At 50.3% G+C, this 18651-nt stretch carries 13 protein-coding genes; 7 read left to right on the top strand and 6 right to left on the bottom strand.

Features of this window, described 5'->3' with window-relative positions:
• Positions 1–10: 10 nt before the first annotated feature.
• Positions 11–1210: an acyltransferase family protein gene (locus BJP58_RS26845; RefSeq protein WP_194541323.1), complete on the bottom strand. Its 1200-nt coding sequence runs from the start codon at positions 1208–1210 to the stop codon at positions 11–13.
• A gap of 183 nt (positions 1211–1393) precedes the next feature.
• On the opposite strand from BJP58_RS26845, the gene BJP58_RS26840 reads away from it, so the two are divergent.
• The 5 genes from BJP58_RS26840 to cpaA all read left to right on the top strand — a co-directional run bounded on the left by BJP58_RS26840 (position 1394) and on the right by cpaA (position 6341).
• The gene (locus BJP58_RS26840) at positions 1394–2326 is read left to right on the top strand and encodes an AraC family transcriptional regulator (protein ID WP_194541322.1); all 933 of its coding nucleotides are present in this window, start codon (positions 1394–1396) and stop codon (positions 2324–2326) included.
• A gap of 202 nt (positions 2327–2528) precedes the next feature.
• Positions 2529–3836: an ABC transporter substrate-binding protein gene (locus BJP58_RS26835; protein WP_194541321.1), complete on the top strand. Its 1308-nt coding sequence runs from the start codon at positions 2529–2531 to the stop codon at positions 3834–3836.
• 85 nt (positions 3837–3921) lie between these two features.
• Entirely contained in the window at positions 3922–4875 is a 954-nt protein-coding gene (locus tag BJP58_RS26830; RefSeq protein WP_194541320.1) for a carbohydrate ABC transporter permease, read from the top strand.
• A 1-nt stretch (position 4876) separates the two neighbouring features.
• Positions 4877–5701 (top strand): carbohydrate ABC transporter permease, encoded by an 825-nt coding sequence (locus BJP58_RS26825; RefSeq protein WP_113058600.1) that lies wholly within the window; start codon positions 4877–4879, stop codon positions 5699–5701.
• Between the two features lie 154 nt (positions 5702–5855).
• Positions 5856–6341, top strand: a complete 486-nt coding sequence (cpaA, locus tag BJP58_RS26820; RefSeq protein ID WP_194541319.1) for a capreomycin N-acetyltransferase CpaA — start codon at positions 5856–5858, stop codon at positions 6339–6341.
• 140 nt (positions 6342–6481) lie between these two features.
• Here the strand turns inward: cpaA and BJP58_RS26815 are convergent, their stop codons facing one another.
• Both BJP58_RS26815 and BJP58_RS26810 read right to left on the bottom strand, forming a co-directional pair.
• Positions 6482–6994 carry a GyrI-like domain-containing protein gene (locus BJP58_RS26815; RefSeq protein ID WP_194541318.1) on the bottom strand — a complete coding sequence of 171 codons (513 nt, stop codon included), beginning with the start codon at positions 6992–6994 and terminating at the stop codon, positions 6482–6484.
• Positions 6995–7051: 57 nt separating this feature from the next.
• Positions 7052–8002: a helix-turn-helix transcriptional regulator gene (locus BJP58_RS26810; protein WP_194541317.1), complete on the bottom strand. Its 951-nt coding sequence runs from the start codon at positions 8000–8002 to the stop codon at positions 7052–7054.
• Between the two features lie 242 nt (positions 8003–8244).
• Between BJP58_RS26810 and BJP58_RS26805 the strand changes: the two genes are divergently transcribed.
• Together BJP58_RS26805 and BJP58_RS26800 are read left to right on the top strand one after the other, a co-directional pair.
• The gene (locus tag BJP58_RS26805; protein WP_194541316.1) at positions 8245–8727 is read left to right on the top strand and encodes a PH domain-containing protein; all 483 of its coding nucleotides are present in this window, start codon (positions 8245–8247) and stop codon (positions 8725–8727) included.
• Positions 8720–10396 carry a PH domain-containing protein gene (locus BJP58_RS26800; protein ID WP_194541315.1) on the top strand — a complete coding sequence of 559 codons (1677 nt, stop codon included), beginning with the start codon at positions 8720–8722 and terminating at the stop codon, positions 10394–10396. The genes BJP58_RS26805 and BJP58_RS26800 overlap by 8 nt, the downstream gene beginning before the upstream one ends.
• On the opposite strand, the gene BJP58_RS26795 is transcribed toward BJP58_RS26800, so the two are convergent.
• The 3 genes from BJP58_RS26795 to BJP58_RS26785 form a co-directional block, all read right to left on the bottom strand.
• Entirely contained in the window at positions 10391–11029 is a 639-nt protein-coding gene (locus tag BJP58_RS26795) for a TVP38/TMEM64 family protein (protein WP_194541314.1), read from the bottom strand. The two genes, BJP58_RS26800 and BJP58_RS26795, sit on opposite strands and share 6 nt — an antisense overlap.
• Before the next feature lie 185 nt (positions 11030–11214).
• Entirely contained in the window at positions 11215–14151 is a 2937-nt protein-coding gene (locus tag BJP58_RS26790) for a family 10 glycosylhydrolase (RefSeq protein ID WP_194541313.1), read from the bottom strand.
• A 292-nt stretch (positions 14152–14443) separates the two neighbouring features.
• Positions 14444–18541, bottom strand: coding sequence for an S-layer homology domain-containing protein (locus tag BJP58_RS26785; RefSeq protein ID WP_194541312.1), 4098 nt, complete (start codon positions 18539–18541; stop codon positions 14444–14446).
• Positions 18542–18651: the final 110 nt, after the last annotated feature.

Raw genomic sequence — 18651 nt, 5'->3', positions numbered from 1 at the left:
CTGTATTGATTTAATCGGCCTTCATGGTCTGGTCCGTTTGTACTTGCCCACTATGTCCCTGTCCCCTTAATTTCTGAGCAGAGAACAGCCGCTTGTTCCACCGCGTTAACCAGAGCAATATCCGGGCATCAATCAGCCTGTAGAACCCATGGGCCGTGACAGCGATAACCAGGAACGTGATGATCGTTGTAAGCAGCACGTTGGAGCCATAGGTTAGAAGCGGGCTAAGAAACAGAAATATAAAGCTCCCTAGGGAACAAATAACGGTGAAGTGCACAAGGTACAACGAAAAAGAGACTTTACCCAAATAAGCAAAAAACCTGTGGCTGAATATCGACTGCATTCGGTTCGAATTCAACAGGACCCCTAGGATGAGGAAGGATCCGATAACATGATAGAACACAAAGAAATTAAAATCGGAAGCTCCCCATTGAAGAAGCGAATAAATCGTTCCTTGCGGTGCGACATAGGGATAGGAGCCTGTGTAAATACCGATACAGAGAAGCAGGATATGGATCCAGGGCCGATGGATAGATGCCAGCCAGTCCCTCCCGCTATTCTTTACATCGCTGAGCAGCATGCCCAATATAAATCCCAGGTAATAGGAATCGATGAATACGCAGATAAGGACGGCATAAACGGCATAACGAATCCCATGACGGCCACAAGTTACTAGAATAACAAAAATCAGAAATGATCCAAACAGCTCGTAGGTCATCGTCCAAAGCACGGGATTGTATTGCGATCCATACGTGAAAAAGGTATGAAACAGGCTTTCCTTCAGCATGACCAACAGATTGGCGTCAGCAGCAAACGGATCCGGCATCGAAGATAACGTCACTCCGCGTATATTGTCGTACGCTCCGAGATCCAGAACGAGAATCAGATAAGCAAGCAAAACGGACACCAAGGCGGGTACGGCCAAACGAAAATAGCGGCGAATGGCAGACGAATAAATGACGAGCCTGTCCCGGGTTTGAAAAAATCGATAGCTGAGCACATATCCGCTCAACACAAAAAACAGACAGACCGAGAAGTTGCCGTTAAACAGCAGATTGAACGGTGTTCGCGCGGCAATCCCCTCGAAAGCGAAATGCTCGATCTCCTTCCTCCCCTCAAAAACAGACGGTGCAAACACCTGAAAAAAATGAGATACGACCACGATCAAGGCAGCTAAACCTCTCAAACCATCCAAATATACAATTTTCATAACAACCCCACGTTCCCCTAGAAATAGGATGTTTACGAATGCGAAACATATTTCAAAGGGCAGGAAGAGGAATGCTGTACACGATTTGTTTTTCAGGGATAATCATCTTTAAGAAAATAGCTGACACCTAAATTGAAAGCGTTTTCTTAATTCTGAAGGAAATCAATAGGGGAGGGTAAAACATTGAGTATTTATTGGAGTCAGGTGGATCTTGAAGAACTAACTGGATCAGGTGTCGTTTATTTTAACTCAAAGATGGAAATGTTGGAAGGTCTTCCGTGCAAAATGTATAAATTGACCTATCAACAGAGCTTATGGACGCATTGTCATGATTATTTTCAGATTTGGTATGTGGCGAAAGGGGGATTCCAACACACCGTCAATCAACAGGCGTACGAGATCTCCAAAGGCGATATTTTTGTTATACCTCCATTTACCTTGCACAGTGTCAGCATTTCACCCGAAGAGGACATCGAGATTTACGGATGCGAATTTATGCCTGCCTTCGTGAACGAGAGATTTCAGGAAATGCCAACAGATCATGCTTTTTTCGATGTGGCGTTCCTGGAATACTTTTTGCGCAAGGAAATGAACGCCCAGGCCAAAATAACGCTGGACACCGTTACCGACGTAACGGTCCAAAATGCCTTGAAGGACATGCTGATTGAATACGAGAGACGTACCCCTTTTTTTCAAATAGCGCTCAAGGCGAAGCTGCTTATCCTCCTCTCGATTCTGGTACGGCAGGTCAACGGTGAACTGCTCAGAGAAGGATTCGAGAAATCAGAGAAATACCGGGGAATCATGACAAGAGTCGTTGATCACATCCATAACCACTACCAGGAAGATATGAATATAAATGATCTATGCACCCTATCGAATTTATCGAGGTCCACGTTCTGCATCCTCTTCAAAGAATGGACAGGCAAAACATTCAACCGGTATCTCACCGACCTGCGGATTCTACAAGCCATGATGATGCTGAAGCAGCCGGAGTTAACCGTCACGGATGTTTGCTACTCCACCGGTTTTAATGAACTCTCCTATTTTTGCAGAATCTTCAAAAAATACACGGGCATCTCCCCCACCGACTTTCGTAAACAAGCGATCAAATAGAACGTTCAATGCCATACGATAATCCTATTTTTGAACACGATAGTGAAATGAAATGATTTTTTTACATGCTACGATATCCATAATTCTTACAAATAACTGGATCAGGGCCGGTTGTTTAGTCAACTGTTTTGGGGAGGGAAATTAATAGAACTTTGATTACGTTACACGGATTGTACACGATAGCTCAAGGGGAGGAAGAGGAATGAGTAAGAAGAAACATTGGATCTGGAGCCTTATTCTATTGTTCTCTATCGCAACAGGATGCTCAGGCGGCAATGCGCCGCAATCAGGCAGTGATGGTGACAAGCCATCCGATACTCCACCTGCACAGGATGCCGTAACGCTCGACTTCTGGTACGGATGGACCGGACCGGAAGCGGAAGCATTGGAACGATTGATTGCCAAGTGGAACTCGGCCAATCCCGACATTCAAGTAAAGGGGCTGTCCCAAAGCGACTATCAGAAACAGCTTACCGCGATTACCGGGGGCAATCCTCCGGACATCGCATCCCAATTTGGACAAAATGTCGTGCCGTGGGGGCTGCGCGGCGCCATGATGCCGCTCGATGATTATATAACGAAGGACGGCTTGGATCTTAAGGACTTCGTGCCGGCTGCCCTAAGTACGTCCCAGCATGAAGGCAAGACGTATGCAATCCCGACCGCCATGCACGTATCCATGCTGTTCTACAACAAGGATATATTGCAGGAAGCCGGCTATGACGGTCCACCGGAAACCATAAGCGAGCTTAAAGAATACATCAAAAAGCTGAGCATCGTCGAGGATGGCGGGCGCCTCCAGCGGCTCGGATTGTGGCCCGGAATGGATGCGTATACGTTCAGCTATGCCTTCAACGGATCGTTTTATGATGAAGCGACGCAGCAGGTGACCCCGGACCATCCCGGGATCCAATCGGCCATTAAGCTCTCGAAGGAGATCTGGGATCAATACAGTTCCGATAATCTGGATCGATTCTCTTCCGGACTTGGCCAATACATGTCGGCACAGAATCCGTTCTTCTCGGGCAAGTATGCGATGACGATTGACGGAGAATGGCTGCCCACCTTCATCAAACAATACGCGCCTGATCTGAATTATGGCATTGCCCCGATTCCTTATGATGAGAACAACCCGGAATTTAAAAACTCCGGAAATGTGACTACCAGCGTATTCTATATCCCGAAAGGCGTCAAAAACCCGGAAGCTTCCTGGAAATTCATCAAATGGATGACCGAGCCGGAGCAAATGGCCGAATTTACGGCTGCCCTTGGGAATCTCCCGACGAGGAACTCTGCCTTCTCCAATCCACTCTATGAGGATGTGCCCGGGTTCAAGGAATTCCTGGACTATTCGGGAAGCGAGAACCTGAAGTCCTTCCCGGCTTCTTCCTACGCGAATGAGTACATGACGGAATTCAGCGCGCAATATGATGCTATTCTCCGAGGTACCGTCAGCATGGAGGAAGGCTTGGACAAGGTAAAAGCAAAGATTCAGCCGCTGGTGAAATGATGAGCTGAGCAGGCTCTGTCCAATGCAGCGATGTATTGGGCGGAGCTGCATACTAAAAACTTAATGCGGAAGGAGAATCGCGAAGATGAAGGTCACCACAGCAGCCAATCAACGAAAACGCGTATCAGGCTGGTCCCGGAAGGAGCGTCATTATGTATTCCTTGGCCTGGCGTTCGCTTCTCCTTGGATTATCGGCTTTCTGGCTTTTACGGTCTACCCGTTCTTCGGTTCGCTCTACCTGAGTCTGACCGAATACGATTTATTCAGCCCTCCCAAGTGGGTAGGGCTTCAGAATTACAAGTTAATCTTTGCGGATGACCGCTTTTATAAGTCGCTCGGTAACACCTTTTTCATGGCGTTCATATCCGTGCCGATCACGCTGGCGGTCTCTCTGCTGATTGCCATGATGCTCAATTTCAAAGTGAAAGGAATCAATTATTACCGCACCATCTTCTACCTTCCATCCGTCATACCCATCGTTGCAAGCGCTCTCTTGTGGACATGGATGCTGAACCCCGACTTCGGTTTGGTTAACATGGCACTTCGCACCCTGGGTTTAACGGACCCGGCGTGGCTGCTTGATCCCCGCTATACGAAACCGTCTCTTATCCTGATGAGCCTATGGGGATCAGGTGCAGGCGCATTAATCTTCCTGGCCGCCCTTCAGGGCGTGCCGAGGCAATATTATGAAGCGGCTCAGGTAGACGGAGCGAACTGGTGGTACCGGTTCTGGAAGATTACGGTCCCTGCCCTGTCCCCCATCATTCTTTTTCAGCTCATCATGGGGTTGATCGGCGCCTTTCAAATCTTTACGGAGTCTTATATTCTGGCCGGAGGCAAGGTGGATGGAAGCGGCTCTTTGGGCGGGCCGGAGCAATCGCTGCTGTTCTACGCGGTCAATTTGTACCAGGAAGCCTTTGTCTTTCTGAAGATGGGTTATGCCTCGGCACTCGCCTGGATTCTGTTTATCATTGTGCTGCTGATTACGTTCATCCTGTTAAAAACGTCAGGCCGCTGGGTCTATTACGGAGGTGATTAATATGGCTGTCAGGCTGCGAGTGATCATACCGCATTTGGTCCTTCTTCTATTCGCTGTGATCTTTCTGTTTCCATTCGTATGGCTGGTGATGACCTCGTTGAAGACGCCGGAAGAGATACTCGAGTTCCCGCCGAGCATCTTCCCGGAGACGTTTCAGTGGTCCAATTATAAAGAGGCGCTTTCAGCTATTCCCTTTACCCGCTACATGATGAACACGTTTCTGATTTGTATGGTGAATATCATCGGTCAGCTATTCTCTGCACCGCTGGTAGCCTACTCGATTTCCCGCATTCCTTGGAAGGGCCGGAACATCATCTTTACCATCGTGGTGGCGACCATGATACTACCGGCGCAAGTGCAGATGATTCCGCAGTACATCATCTTCACCAAGCTCGGGTGGGTCAATACGATCATGCCGCTTACCATCGGCGCATTCTTCGGGGCACCGTTCTTCATCTTTTTGCTTCGGCAGTTCCTGCTTGGCGTACCGACCGAATTGTCCGAGGCAGCAAAGATCGATGGGGCTTCGGAGCTGCGAATATATGTCAAGATCATCATGCCGATCCTGAAACCGGCATTGGCCACCGTCGCTTTGTTTTCTTTTGTCTGGTCGTACGTGGATTTCATGGGCCCGCTCATTTATTTGAACGATTCAGCAAAATGGACCATCACCGTCGGCCTGCAAAGCTTTCAACAGGACCACGGGGCGCAGTGGGAAAAACTGATGGCGGCTTCCACCATCATGGCGATTCCCATGATCCTGATCTATTTCTTCGGACAGAAGTATTTCATGAAATCGGGATCGGCACTAACCGGGTTCAAATAAGCTGAACCTTCTCGGAATGGATGCCTTCTCTTCCATAGTGGCTCGGGGTCCTTTAGACCGGCTATGAACACGGAAGAGAAGGTTTTTTCACTTCCAAATCGAAATAAGGATATAGGGAAGAAACCTATATCAACAAACCCAAAGGATGAGAATAATGCCTCTTCGTATCACGGCCATGACCGAAACGTACGCCGATCAAATTATGCAATGGAGCTATGAACCTCCCTATGACTTCTACAATAACGAGCCGGATGAGGAGTTTCGGAAAGAACTTCTGGAGTGTTCGTATTACGCCATACTGGACGAGGAAGGGCAGCTCTTCGGCTTTTGCTGTACAGGCTCATCAGCCCAAATTCCGATCGCAATCCCGTTAGGTGCATATGGCGAGGATTTGCTGGATTTGGGACTTGGCATGAAACCGGAATCGACCGGACAAGGTCGGGGAAAAGAGTTCCTCTCGTTCGTGCTGGCATCCATCGCTGAATTTCACAATCGCCAATCGTTTCGGCTGACCGTTGCCAAATTCAATGAACGAGCCATTCGCTTGTATACCCATTTGGGCTTCTCGGAAGTTGCAACGTTTGATTATGGCGGCACTACGTTCATTACGATGATCAAGAAGCCGGGCTCCGGATTGTAAAATAAAGAGGGTAATCCCGCTGCGGGATCACCCTCTTCTTCATCATTGGCCAATATCGCGTATTCCCGGGTTAGGTCATATCATCCGAAGAATAGTCGCTTTCCACTCCAGGCACTTGAATGCTCTGCCGATATTAACTCCTATTCAATCGCAATATATACGTCCACCACAATATTCGCTGGATCAAACTCCTGCATGTCATAGCGTTCGTAATCCCCGGTATACGTCCTTTTATCGGCTGATTGCTGGAAATAACTCCAAATTTCATGCCACACCTGCGGAACGACTTCCATCAAAGGGCCGCGTCTTGTCCGAAATACCATGTACTTAGCTGCCGGGACGGACGCCTGCTGCAGCTCCTCCGTAGAAGCCGCAACTGCCACAGCTTCATCCATCCTGTTGCCGATAATGAAGGTGTACGCCCCGGATGCATCGCTCTCGTAATCCGTGTACAACGCATAGATGGCTTGATCCTTATCAGATAATTGCGTCTGTATACCGCTTTGGAAATACCGGTCCCATAACTGCGGTATTTTGCCTTGCGGTCCTGCCTCCGCTTCGTTCGTCGTTCGAACGCCGACACCCTGAATGAACATGGCGGATCTAGTCTCGACCCATCGTTCACTTTGATTCTGCTGTTGACTATGACTCATATGTTGTTTCCTCCTTGAGATGAATATATTTCTATTCTAAAGAGGTAACGTGGACATCTATCTGTCCTGGTTATCGTATCGCTGCATAATCAATTGCGCTCTACGTTTCACTTCCTCCGCCGCTTCGCCCGGCTGTTCAATCAGCACCTGATCCCCAAAGCTTAGTATCATGCTGTAAAACCACTCATCCAATTTGTATAACACTCGAACGCGTAAAGAGCCGTCCGGGTTGACGGTTACTCGTTCCGGCGGAAAAATATCCGCCACCCGCTGACGCGCGGCAGCTTCGAATAGCAGCACCGTCTCCTGCTCCAGCGCGCTTGACCAAGAGGAAACCCATTCCAAGCGTTCCATGCTCGGTATCATTCTTGTCTCCGAAGTCTCATCCAGCATCTTGATATGCTGCATGCGCGATAACCGAAAGATTCGAAAGTCTTCCCGCTCCAGGCAAAAGGCTTGTACATACCAAATATTGCCCTTCAGAATCAGGGATGCCGGTTCAATGGTTCTTCGCTCCACGTTGCCCCGGCTATCGATATATTCCATCACGACCCGGCGCTTTTCTTGAATAGCCTTTTTGAGCAGGCCCACGGCGGGTTTCAGTCCTTGACGCTGTCCCCAAGGCTGAAAGTCCATGATCACCGGTTCCCTTCGATATTCATCGCCAAGCCCCTGCTCTACCCTATGCAGCAGCGATTTTACCTTCTCAAGCAGCATGCCCATCTGCTGATCCTCCAGTGCACTGCTCATCCCTTTAACCGCTGTAACCAGCGCACTCATCTCCTCGGCGGACAGCCAGTACTTGTCAATCATATAATGCTCCATAATTTCAAACCCGCCGGATATTCCCTGGTGGGCCACAATCGGGATTCCGGCTTGGCATAGCGTATCCATGTCGCGATATATGGTTTTGCTTGATACTTCAAACCGATCGGCCAACTCCTTGGCGCTCAGTCTCCCCCGGTTCAGAAGCAGGACGGTTATGGCTAATAGCCGGTCTATTTTCATTACACGCGATCCTTTCATGCTCGATCATTTCAAGTTCTTCCTTAACTCAAGCTTAACAGATTCAGCATATGTTCATGCAACCGTTAGGTCAGGTTCAATTGCTCGTTAGCCTGTTATGCTACAATGATAAGCACGGCAAGCAGGTAGGGAGACGGGATGAAACGAATCCTTCCCGAGCAACGTAGACATACATATAAATGCGAGGACTGTTTGAATCTTAAACATCAAGGAGGAACATACATATGGACAATCGGCTTGACGATATGCGCAGATGTCACCCGGATTCCGTAACGATCTCCCGCATCACGGGTTTCATTACGGATGGAGTGATCCTGCTCGCTGCTGCAGCTTATCTGATCATCGCCGCTATATTCGGGTGGACCCTGATACCGGGCTGGATCACCATCGGACTGCTGGTCCTCGGAGCCTGGTTTACTTGGGCCGTGCCCTCTTTCACCTACAAACAATTCGGCTTCAAGGTAAGCGAGGAAGAGTTGGAGCTTCGCTCCGGCTGGATCTGGCTCAGTGACACCCTTGTCCCGATGACGCGTGTACAGCATGTGGAGCTTGAGCGGGGGCCGCTCCTTCGTAAATATGGTCTAGCCAAGGTAAAGGTCGTTACCGCCGCAACGACTCATGTTATTCAGGCGCTCAAGCTGGAAGAGGCAGAGGAACTGAAAAAACAGATCGGCGAGCTGGCCAAAGTGGTGGATCACGATGAATGAACCGACAAGACTGCACCGGCTGTTCATCCTGTTCCCGCTCGTAGGCAGCGTAAAATCACTCATTCCCATCGCCGCTCTCGTATCCATCAAATTCCTTAACGGAAAATCGCTGCGCGATATCCCCTGGTATTGGCTGTCCGCCGTCATCGTCATCCTGGTCTCGCTTCTGCTTCTGTACGGGTATCTGAAGTGGAAACGCTTCGTCTATACGTTAGAAGAGGACAAAATCCTCATCCGTCGCGGCGTTCTGTTTCGTGAGGAGTTGTCCATCTATACAGGCCGCATTCATTCCATGAATTTGGAGCAGCCTTTGTTGCAGCGAATACTGGGACTCACCCAGGTCCGAATCGAAACGCCGGGCAAAACGGAAGGCGGCGGCATACTGCCTGCCATCACCAATAGCGAAGGCGAACGGCTGCAGCGCTGGCTGCGCGAGCAAACCCGAACAAGGCAGACGGAACGGGAGGTTCGCCAAGCTCATGAAAGTTCCGACCCATCCGATCAGGGCTTTCCCGCTCCGAGCGAGAGGGCAGCTGTTCAAGCGTCGGAAACCCGAGAGAATCACGAATCCATTCAACCGTCGAATCAGAACATGGCATACGGAAGCGATCCATTGACGGGTTCCGATTTCGGCGCTACTGCCGGGAGAGATACCGCAGACGATCCTGGGACGGCAGAGGAAGAACGCAGCACGCTGCTCCAGCTATCCTCGGGACGCCTGCTCATTGCCGCGCTCTCCTCGCCCAACCTGTCTCTGGCTTTAGCCTTTGTAGGCGGTATTTTATCTTTTGCCGATGACCTGCTCCCGGATCAAATGTACCAATCGCTGTTTCAATCGGCAGGGAAGCTGCTGCCCGGGAGCTGGATCAGCATTGCCGCTGTGGCGCTCATCATATCCTGGCTGCTCTCCGCCGTGCTCTACACGATCAAATATGCGGGATTTACCGTCGAGCGCATCGGGAAACAAATCTCGGTCAGCTGCGGTCTGCTGGAGAGAAAAAGACTGCTCTTCTCTCCCGAACGAGTGCTGGCCATTACCGTGAAAGAAGGCGTATTCCGGCGCTGGTTCGGTTACGCTGAAGTGAAGGTTCATGTGCTTACGTCCGAGTCCGACAAGCATTTCATGCTTCATCCTCTACTGAAGACCGTAGATATTCCAGCGCTGCTGGATCGGGTCACGCCTCAATTCAGCGCTCAGCCTATTACCGCTTCGCCGCCGCCCCGCGCAAAATGGATGTACCTGCGGTGGAAGCTGGCTTTTGCCACGATCGTTAGCGGCGCATGCATTTGGTATTTTGACAAACTCGGTTTGTTATCGCTTCTGCTCCTCCCGCTCTCGTTAGCTTGGGGACTCCTTTCGCACCGGGATTCCGGACTTAATGTAACGGACAAACAGCTGACGATCCGCAGCCGTTTCATTGCGATGTCCACCAGGTATATACGCCGGCCGCAGATTATCGCCATGGAGGTCAGCGGTACCCGCAGACAGCGAAGAATAGGACTCCTGTCTCTGCAGGTGAAGATGATATTCAGCGAGATCAATGAAAGCTTAAACGGCATGGATCAGCGAGAGATCGAGGCGGTTCGGGCTTGGTTCCAAAAGAAAAAGGGCGAGACCTCCGCATCTGCAGAACGAAGTGGTCCCGCCTCATCCATTGAGCAATTATAACCGTTTGCCCTCCGTTCTTCCCGAACGGCCAAAGCCTGACAACCGGTAAACCAGCAGGGTTATCGCGAGAAATACGCCGTATACCCCAATGGTTATCATGATGTGGGAAGGGTCGGTCATCAGATGATCGCCTACCATCGAGAACAGCAGCATGGCAGGGATCTTGCCTAGCGCGGACGCGATGCTGTAAGATGCGAACGTTACCTTGCTGAGAGCCGCGTACACATTGATGACAATGGAAGGAATAAACGGGATCAACCGGGTAAACAGGATGGTCATAAAGGCGTTCCGTTCGAACATCGTTGTCACTTTTCCCAGCCTGTTATAACGGTAAAGCACCCGGTCGCCCCATTCCTGAAACCCGTATCGGATGAATATAAACATGAGGATGGAAGCAGCGGTAGAGCCGACCCAATTGACGATTCCACCGATAACCGGCCCGAGGGCGGCACCGATTACGCCTCCTACCACCGGATAAGGGATCACCGGAAACAAGGCCATGATGACAGCCATGAACATGATCAGCGTCATACTGTCTGTCGATCGAATCCAGACCAATATGGTATCTCCATAAAAATACACAAGACCACCTATGGCGGCGTAAACCAATGCCATTCCTAATTTCTTGAACATACACCACACTCCAGGTCGTAATGCACCTATTGTATCACGCAGCATGTCCATTGGAACAAACGCAAAAGGGACGCCCCAAGGCTATAAGCCGGGGTGTCCCTTTACCTGATGCGGGCCAGTCCGCTCTCTAAAGCGACTTCTTACTTAGGGAAGTAAACCAACCGTTAACCAGTAAGGATGTAAACTCACGGTTTGTTCGGTTTCCCCGGTGGGTTCACCGGAGGCTTCCCAGGCTTACCATGATGTTTCACTTTCACCGTGACCGGTTTGCTTGCGGCACTCTCGTTATGCAGACGATCGACAGCCGTCACAACATACGTGTAAGTTTGTCCCCCCGCTGCGGTATGATCAACAAAGAATTGCGTCTTATCGTCGGTTTTTCGGAGAGTTCCTAACAAATGCGACGGATCTTGAACACTGCCGGCGCCTCTGCCATCAAAACGATAGACCGCATAATACGTCTCGTCATCTGTCGACTTCCAGCTTAGCTTCACATCATCCTGCTCGTGATCAGCCTTGGGCTTCTTGGGCGCTGTCGGCGCTTCAGAATCGATCCAAGGCATCGCCGGGATCAATGCCGGATATCGATACAGATCGTTCTTCAGTCTGTCGGTAAATCCGAGCGCATTATCCTTAAACCATTTGGAACTGAAGTACATGCTGCCCCGGACTTCCTCAAAGTTGCGGTTGTAATGGATCTGGTTCGGCATCTCTTCGGGATTGGACCAATCGGCATTCGACCCGATTTTGTATACGGCTTGTCCGCTGTATAGATGAACATTCTTGCCGGACACAATCCCACTCCACCAATCGATCAGCTTATCGTAAGCGGCAGCGGAATAACCGATATTCCAATAAATCTGAGGCGTGATATAATCGATCCACTCTTCTTCAACCCATTTCTTCGAGTCGGCATAGATGGCATTGTAACTCTCGAGACCATTGGTTTCAGAGCCGGTCGGATCGCTGGATTTATTTTTCCAGATACCAAACGGGCTGATGCCGAATTTCACGTAGCTCTTCTCGGCCTTGATAGCTTCGTTCACCTTCTGAATGAATTGATTGACGTTATTTCTTCTCCAATCGCCCTTATTCGTAAAAGAGCCTTTGTACTGGTTAAAGGTGTCCGTATCCGGGAAATCCACGCCGGTTACGGGATACGGGTAGAAGTAATCGTCAAAATGCACGGCGTCGATGTCGTAATTCCGAACGACCTCCATAATCCCGTCGATGATAAACTGCTGTGCCTCCGGTATCCCCGGGTTGAAATACAGCTTGCCGCCATAAACTTCGACCCACTCCGGATGCTGCCTGGCCGGGTGGTCTGCCACAAGTTTGTTGACATCTCCTTGAAGACTGATGCGGTATGGATTAAACCAGGCATGAAACTCCATGTTCCGCTTGTGGACTTCCTCCAGCAGGAATGCCAGCGGATCGTACCCTGGATCCTTGCCCTGAACTCCCGTCAGCCATTCTGACCATGGCCCGTAGTTGGACGGGTAGAATGCATCCGCCGTCGGCTTGATCTGCATAATGACCGCGTTCATCCCCGCATCCTCCAGCTGATCAAGCAGGCTGATAAACTGCTGTTTCTGCAGATCCGGATCGGCGACTCCTTTGGCGGGCCAGTCAATATTGTCGACGGTTGCAATCCAGGCGGCTCTCATCTCGGTTTTCGGATGCTCGGCGGCTTTATTCACCGTAATGTAGAGTGAGCTGGTCTTTCCTTGGAATGTGGCTGTTACTCTAGCAGAACCTATTTTCAAGCCGGATACCACTCCTTTATCGTCGACAGCGGCTACATCCGGATGACTGCTGGTAAACGTAACACCTTCCGTTATGATCACCGGCTCCTCCATCCAGGAGTAGGTTGCGGACACCGCCGTCTCGAAGGAGTCTCCAACCGTAACCGCTGTAAGACCTTGAAGTTCGATGCTCTGCAGAACCGGAACCGGGTCCGTCACCGTAATGGCATGCTGTGCGGTTACTCCGCGGTACATTGCTGTAATGCCTGCCGTTCCCGCAGAAACTGCGGTCAATTGACCAGCTTGATCTACCGATACAACGCCCGGTTGATCGCTTGCATAACTAATTCCTTCAGTCAGCCATACAGGATCCGTCTGGTTTCCGTAGACGGAGTAAACCACGCTGGTTCTCATTTTTCCGGTAAGACTGGTCTCCATATGCTGCGGCCCGGATAACAGCAATTCTCCAGGGGCTGGCACATCCTGCGTAATATGAAGCTCATACTGAGATTTTGGCGCATCTCCGTATTCAGCCGTTATGGTTACCGTTCCCGGCGCCAATGCTTCAATGGTGTCGTATGTAGCGCCTGTCACCGTAGCGATGTTGTCGTCACTGCTGGTGAGTTTCACGCCGGTTGTTAATAATGCAGGTTCCGTTTGTCCTTCATAGGTTGCATATACTTGGGGTTTCACCGTTTCTCCAACGCCCATGGGCGTCAGCCCGCCAATGTCGAGCCCGTACACCTGGGAACCCGTATAGAATGCGGACAGCCTGTCGAAGTATACGGTGCCTTTGTTTTTATTCGTATCTTTTAATTCGGTGATATAGATTTGATTCACTTTGAGAGGAGCCTTGATGGTAGAGGGAACGTTAAATTTGACGTATTTCCATCCCTTCCAGCTAAAACCGGAGGTAGACGTTAAATCCACGGCATGCTTGCCGCCGGAGGAATCCTGAAGCTGGGCCCGGAGCCAATGGTTCCCGCCATCGCCGTAAACCCATAAACCGAGGGCAGTCGGTGAACCGGGGACGCTTCTGCCGGTAGAACCGTCCGGGTCTTTGAAGTTGAGATATGCTGCCGAGGTGCCGGATTCGCTGCCCACAAAATCATAAGTTAGAGCTGCAGCGTGATGCCCGTAATAGATTGGCTCCGGCCTCCCCACTATATCCAGCTGGGCCTTCCCCCTTGCAGAGGATGCGGACAAATTTGATACCGATTCAAAATCTTCCATAACGACCGCCCTTGGTTCTCCGGTGCTTGCGTAATCATCAACGGAATAACCCCAAGCAGAAACAGCCGAGCTGAACATCACGGCTAATGCCAGCGTCACGGATAGGATCGACTTACTTCGATAGACACGCCTTTTGATTATCATTCACGAATTCACTCCCTTTAGTATGAGTGCTTGCTATCCAAACTGAAGTCCAATTCCAAGCGAAATCGGCTGCAGCTCACCTCCTGTCGATCTGCTGGAGTAGATGATCATGATGGTCTGTACATACATGTTCATCTCTATCTCTATCATATTGAAATTTTATTTCAAATTTCAATAGTTTTAATAAAATATAATTTTATAAATCAGGCAGGAATTTAAGCTGTCCATGACGTAGCAATCACAAAAAAGAAGCCAACACGGGACAATCCCCCGTATTGGCTTCATAATTCATTCAGTTCACGTATTCAAGAAGTCGGATAATCAGCGTCACGGCTTCCGCTCGTGTTGCGAATTGCTGTGGTGCGAAGCGATTGTTACCCACACCGCCCACGAGTCCTGCATCAACCGCAGTCGCAATATACGGCGCAGCCCACTTCGGAACTTCCTTCGTATCTTTAAAGGTCAATTTTGCTTCCGAGTCGGAATTAATTCCGCTGGCACGAACGATCATCGCTACCAGCTCGGCCCGGTTCAGCGGCTTATGCGGACCGAAGGAGCCATCCTTGTAACCACTGATGATGCCTGCTGCCACGCCTTGCGCTACAGCATCCTTGGCCCACGAAGGAATCTTGCCTGCGTCCGTGAACATAAGCTTAGTCCCGCCTTCGGTCAGATGCAGCGCGCGGCCCAGCATAGCCATGAATTCAGCCCGCGTAACCTGTTGATTTGGCCTGAAGGTTCCGTCCCCATACCCGTTGACAAAGCCTGCTGCCACGGCCTTATCGATGGCTGATTTGGCCCAGTGCCCTGCAGTATCCTTCAGCGCCGGTGGATTCCCATTACCCGAATCCGTACCGGGGTTGCTTCCAGGCTGAGAACCTGTTTCCGATCCGTTACCCGGGTTCGTTCCATTCCCGGCACCTGAACCGTTCTCCGAGCCTGATCCTGAGCCGGAACCAGGATTATTGCCTGAACCAGAGTTGCTTCCTGATCCTGGATTGGATGTGCCAGGACCCGGATTCGGTGTTTCTGGACCTGGTCCCGGACCTGGAGTTCCTGGATCGGGATTTGGCGTTTGAACATCCTTCTTCACGATACCGAATTGATCAATGATAAATGGCTGTGCACCATTGAGGTTCTGATCAATTTCATAGCTGACCGCGGTCAGCTTACCGCCATCGATCGTAATACCAACGAAATTTTGGACCTGGCTGCGTTTCGGACGCCGGTTATCGCTCGGATCCGGTCCGTATTTGGCCGCATGATTTTCTTCCGCGCGTTCAAACAGTCCGTAGTATGCATCTCCAAGCTTCTCGTTCGGATTCTTATAATAAACTTTCGGTCCTGCAGTTGCCGGAATCAAATAGATTGTACCGTCAGGATTCACCGAGTATTCCAGCTTCTCACCGTTTAGCATCTCCGTTATCTTCTCTGGCTCTGCCGCTTTGCCGTCAGCCTTGATCGGTTTGGTACGGGCATAAATATGATCATGACCCTGCAATACAAAATCAATGCCGAGCTCTGCCATTATCGGAGCAATCTTGGAGCGGACGCCATTAGCACCCATAATATCAGAGTCCGTGGCATGATTCGACGTGGTGTACGGACCTTTATGAATATTGACGATCACCCACTCCGCTCCGGCTTTTTTAGCCTTCTGCACATCTTGTTTGAGCCATTCCACCTGCTCGACAGAGAAATTATCGTATACATCCGAGTCCTCATTGGAATTCAATACAACGAAATGCGCGTTGCTGTAATCGTATGAGTAGTACGCTCCGGTCTCGGTTGCCGAATTATCCGGCTGCTGTACATTGAAATGCTCGATGAAAGCGTAGTTTTCATCCTCATGGTTACCTGCAGATGGCACCAGCGTCGTACGGAGCAAGCTTTCCTGCGAATGACCTAATAGCCAATTCCACTGTTCTTCCTTGATGCCCTTGTCTACAATATCGCCGTTATGGACGACGAATTGCGCTTCCGGCACGGTAGCCAGCGCCTTGGCAAATGTCTCGGATGAAAGCACTGCTTCATCTTCTGCCTTCGCCTGCGTATCAGCCAAATCAATGAACGTGAACGCTCCGCTCTCCGGTGCAGTCCGGAAGGTTCCCGTCTCACTCCAAACCCCAAGCGCTGCATCCCCTACGCGGAAATCGTAGGACGTATTGGGCTTGAGTTTCGTTGCTTCGGCTTTATGCACGAGTTCTGCTGCTGAATTAGTAGAGGCAGCCGAACGTCCTTGGAACGTGATCCCATTCGTAAAGTCAGGAGCGACAGCAGACTTCTCCACGATCTGAAGGTCACTGCCTGTCACCTGCTGGGATGTATACCAGGTGAAACCCTTGGATGTTTTGGTATCACCGTGGAACGTAACCGTCACTTTGCTCACTTTTTCCTGAACAGGATCCGGCTTCGTCTCTTTCATGATTCCAAACTGATCCACGATAAACGGCTGCGCGTTGTGCTGATTCTGATCGATTTCATACGTCACAGCTGTCAGCTTGCCACCGTCGATCGTAAACCCGACAAAGTTCTGAACCTGGCCTCTGGCAAGGCTGGTTGTATTACCGTACTGGCGGGCGTGGTTCTCTTCCGCGCGCTCAAACAAATTGAAATATGAATCACCCAGCTCCGGCTTCTGGTTCTTGAAATAAACCTTGGCTCCTGCGGTGGCCGGAATCATGTAGATGGTTCCATCCGGCTTAACTGCATATTCGATGTTCTGCCCATTAAGCGTCTCGGTAATTTTCGTGAAATCCTCGGCGGTTCCGTCGCTCTTGATCGGCTTTGTCCGCGCATAGATGTGATCATGGCCCTGCAGCACCATATCAATTCCCAGCTCGTTCATCAGTGGAGCAATTTTATTTCTTACTCCGTTCGCGCCAATGATGTCGCTGTCGGTTGCGTGATTCGAAGTTGTATACGGCCCTTTATGGATATTGACGATAATCCAGTCTGCGCCGGCAGCTTTCGCTTGCTCCACATCCTGCTTCATCCACGCGACTTGCTCTGCAGAGAAATTTGCGTACTCGGACGAATTCTCATTGGAGTTAAGTACGATGAAATGCGCATTGCTGTAGTCATAAGAGTAGTATGCGCCAGTAATCGTAGCAGCGTTGCCTGGCTGCTTCACATTAAAATGCTCGTAGAAGGCGTAGTTCTTATTCTCGTGATTCCCTGCGGACGGGGCAATTGTTGTATTCAAAAGGCTGGATTGTGAATGGCCCAGCAGCCAGTTCCATTCCTGCTCCGATGTGCCGTTCTCCACTACATCTCCGTTATGGACAACGAATTTAGCATCTGGAATAGTGGCAAGTGCTTTGGACAAGGTAGCTGCCGACAGCATCGCCTCGTCCTCTTCCTTGGCTTGCGTATCCGTCAGATCAATAAACGTGAAGGCGCCGCTAATAGGTGCCGTCTGAAAGGTACCAACCTCGCTCCACACATTCAGGCTCTGGTCCCCAACTCTGAAATAATAGGAGGTATCCGCCATTAAACCTGTCGCTTCCGCTTTATGTACATGCTCTCCCGGAGAATTCGAGGAGACGGAAGTACGGCCGCTAAATGCTAGCGCCTGACTGAAGTCTGGCGCGGCCCCGCGATTCTCCACAACCTGGACATCGCTTTGGGAAGAACCCAGCGGCGTATACCAGGTAAAGCCTTTCGCGCTGGTCGCGTCTCCATGGAAGGTTACCGTAACCTTGGAAATATCAAGTGGCGGTGCCTGCGCTAACGCGGTAAGCTCCATATCGAAATATAGATCCGAGCTGCTGTCGCTCTGCTGATGGATCTCGACCGCAATTTCGTTATTGCCGTCCTGCAAATATGTTTTCAGCGGCTCGGTCAGGTCCACGTCCCCATATATAACGGGTAGGTCCTTGCTCGAGGTCGCCTTCATGTCGTACGTGATTTCGCCTTCCGGCATGCCCATGCGTCTTACTTCATGACCATTGACGTAGAGCACGGCGCCGTCATCAATGCCGAACGTGCCGAGAATCTGGCCGTAACCGTCAATTTGGTCCTTATTGACTTGAAGATTCGTTCGGAAATACGTCGTTCGGTGCTTGAGCTTTTTATCCGTACCATAGTCTACTATGGTGCCCAGCGGACCAAACTCCGTGGTTGCTATGCCGCTTCCGTTATCTTTATAACCAAAAGGAGCGAATCCGGATTCCCATGAGGAATCATCGTAGGTGGAACGCCATACGGTTGTTAAATCTTGGCCCTGATCAAAATACTTCCACTCCGCATTGCGCTGAAGTAAGATATCAGGCTGATCCTGCGTTGCTGCTTCAACAGTGGATAAGGATCCGACCCCTGCAAATAATCCAAACACTAACGCTGCGGATAACAGCATGGATAATAGCCTTTTGTACTGATGAGTAATCATGTATTCTCTCCTTTATGATGCTGGATGTGTGTGAAGCGAGACTGTCAAACAGCTCCAGCATAACAAGGGGAGATTAATGGCTTGTCATCCCAATGTAAAGATTATGTAAA

Origin of the sequence: Paenibacillus sp. JZ16, from assembly GCF_015326965.1 — a bacterium.
Lineage (GTDB): Bacteria > Bacillota > Bacilli > Paenibacillales > Paenibacillaceae > Paenibacillus_AQ.
This window is presented reverse-complemented; position numbering and strand designations above follow the sequence as displayed.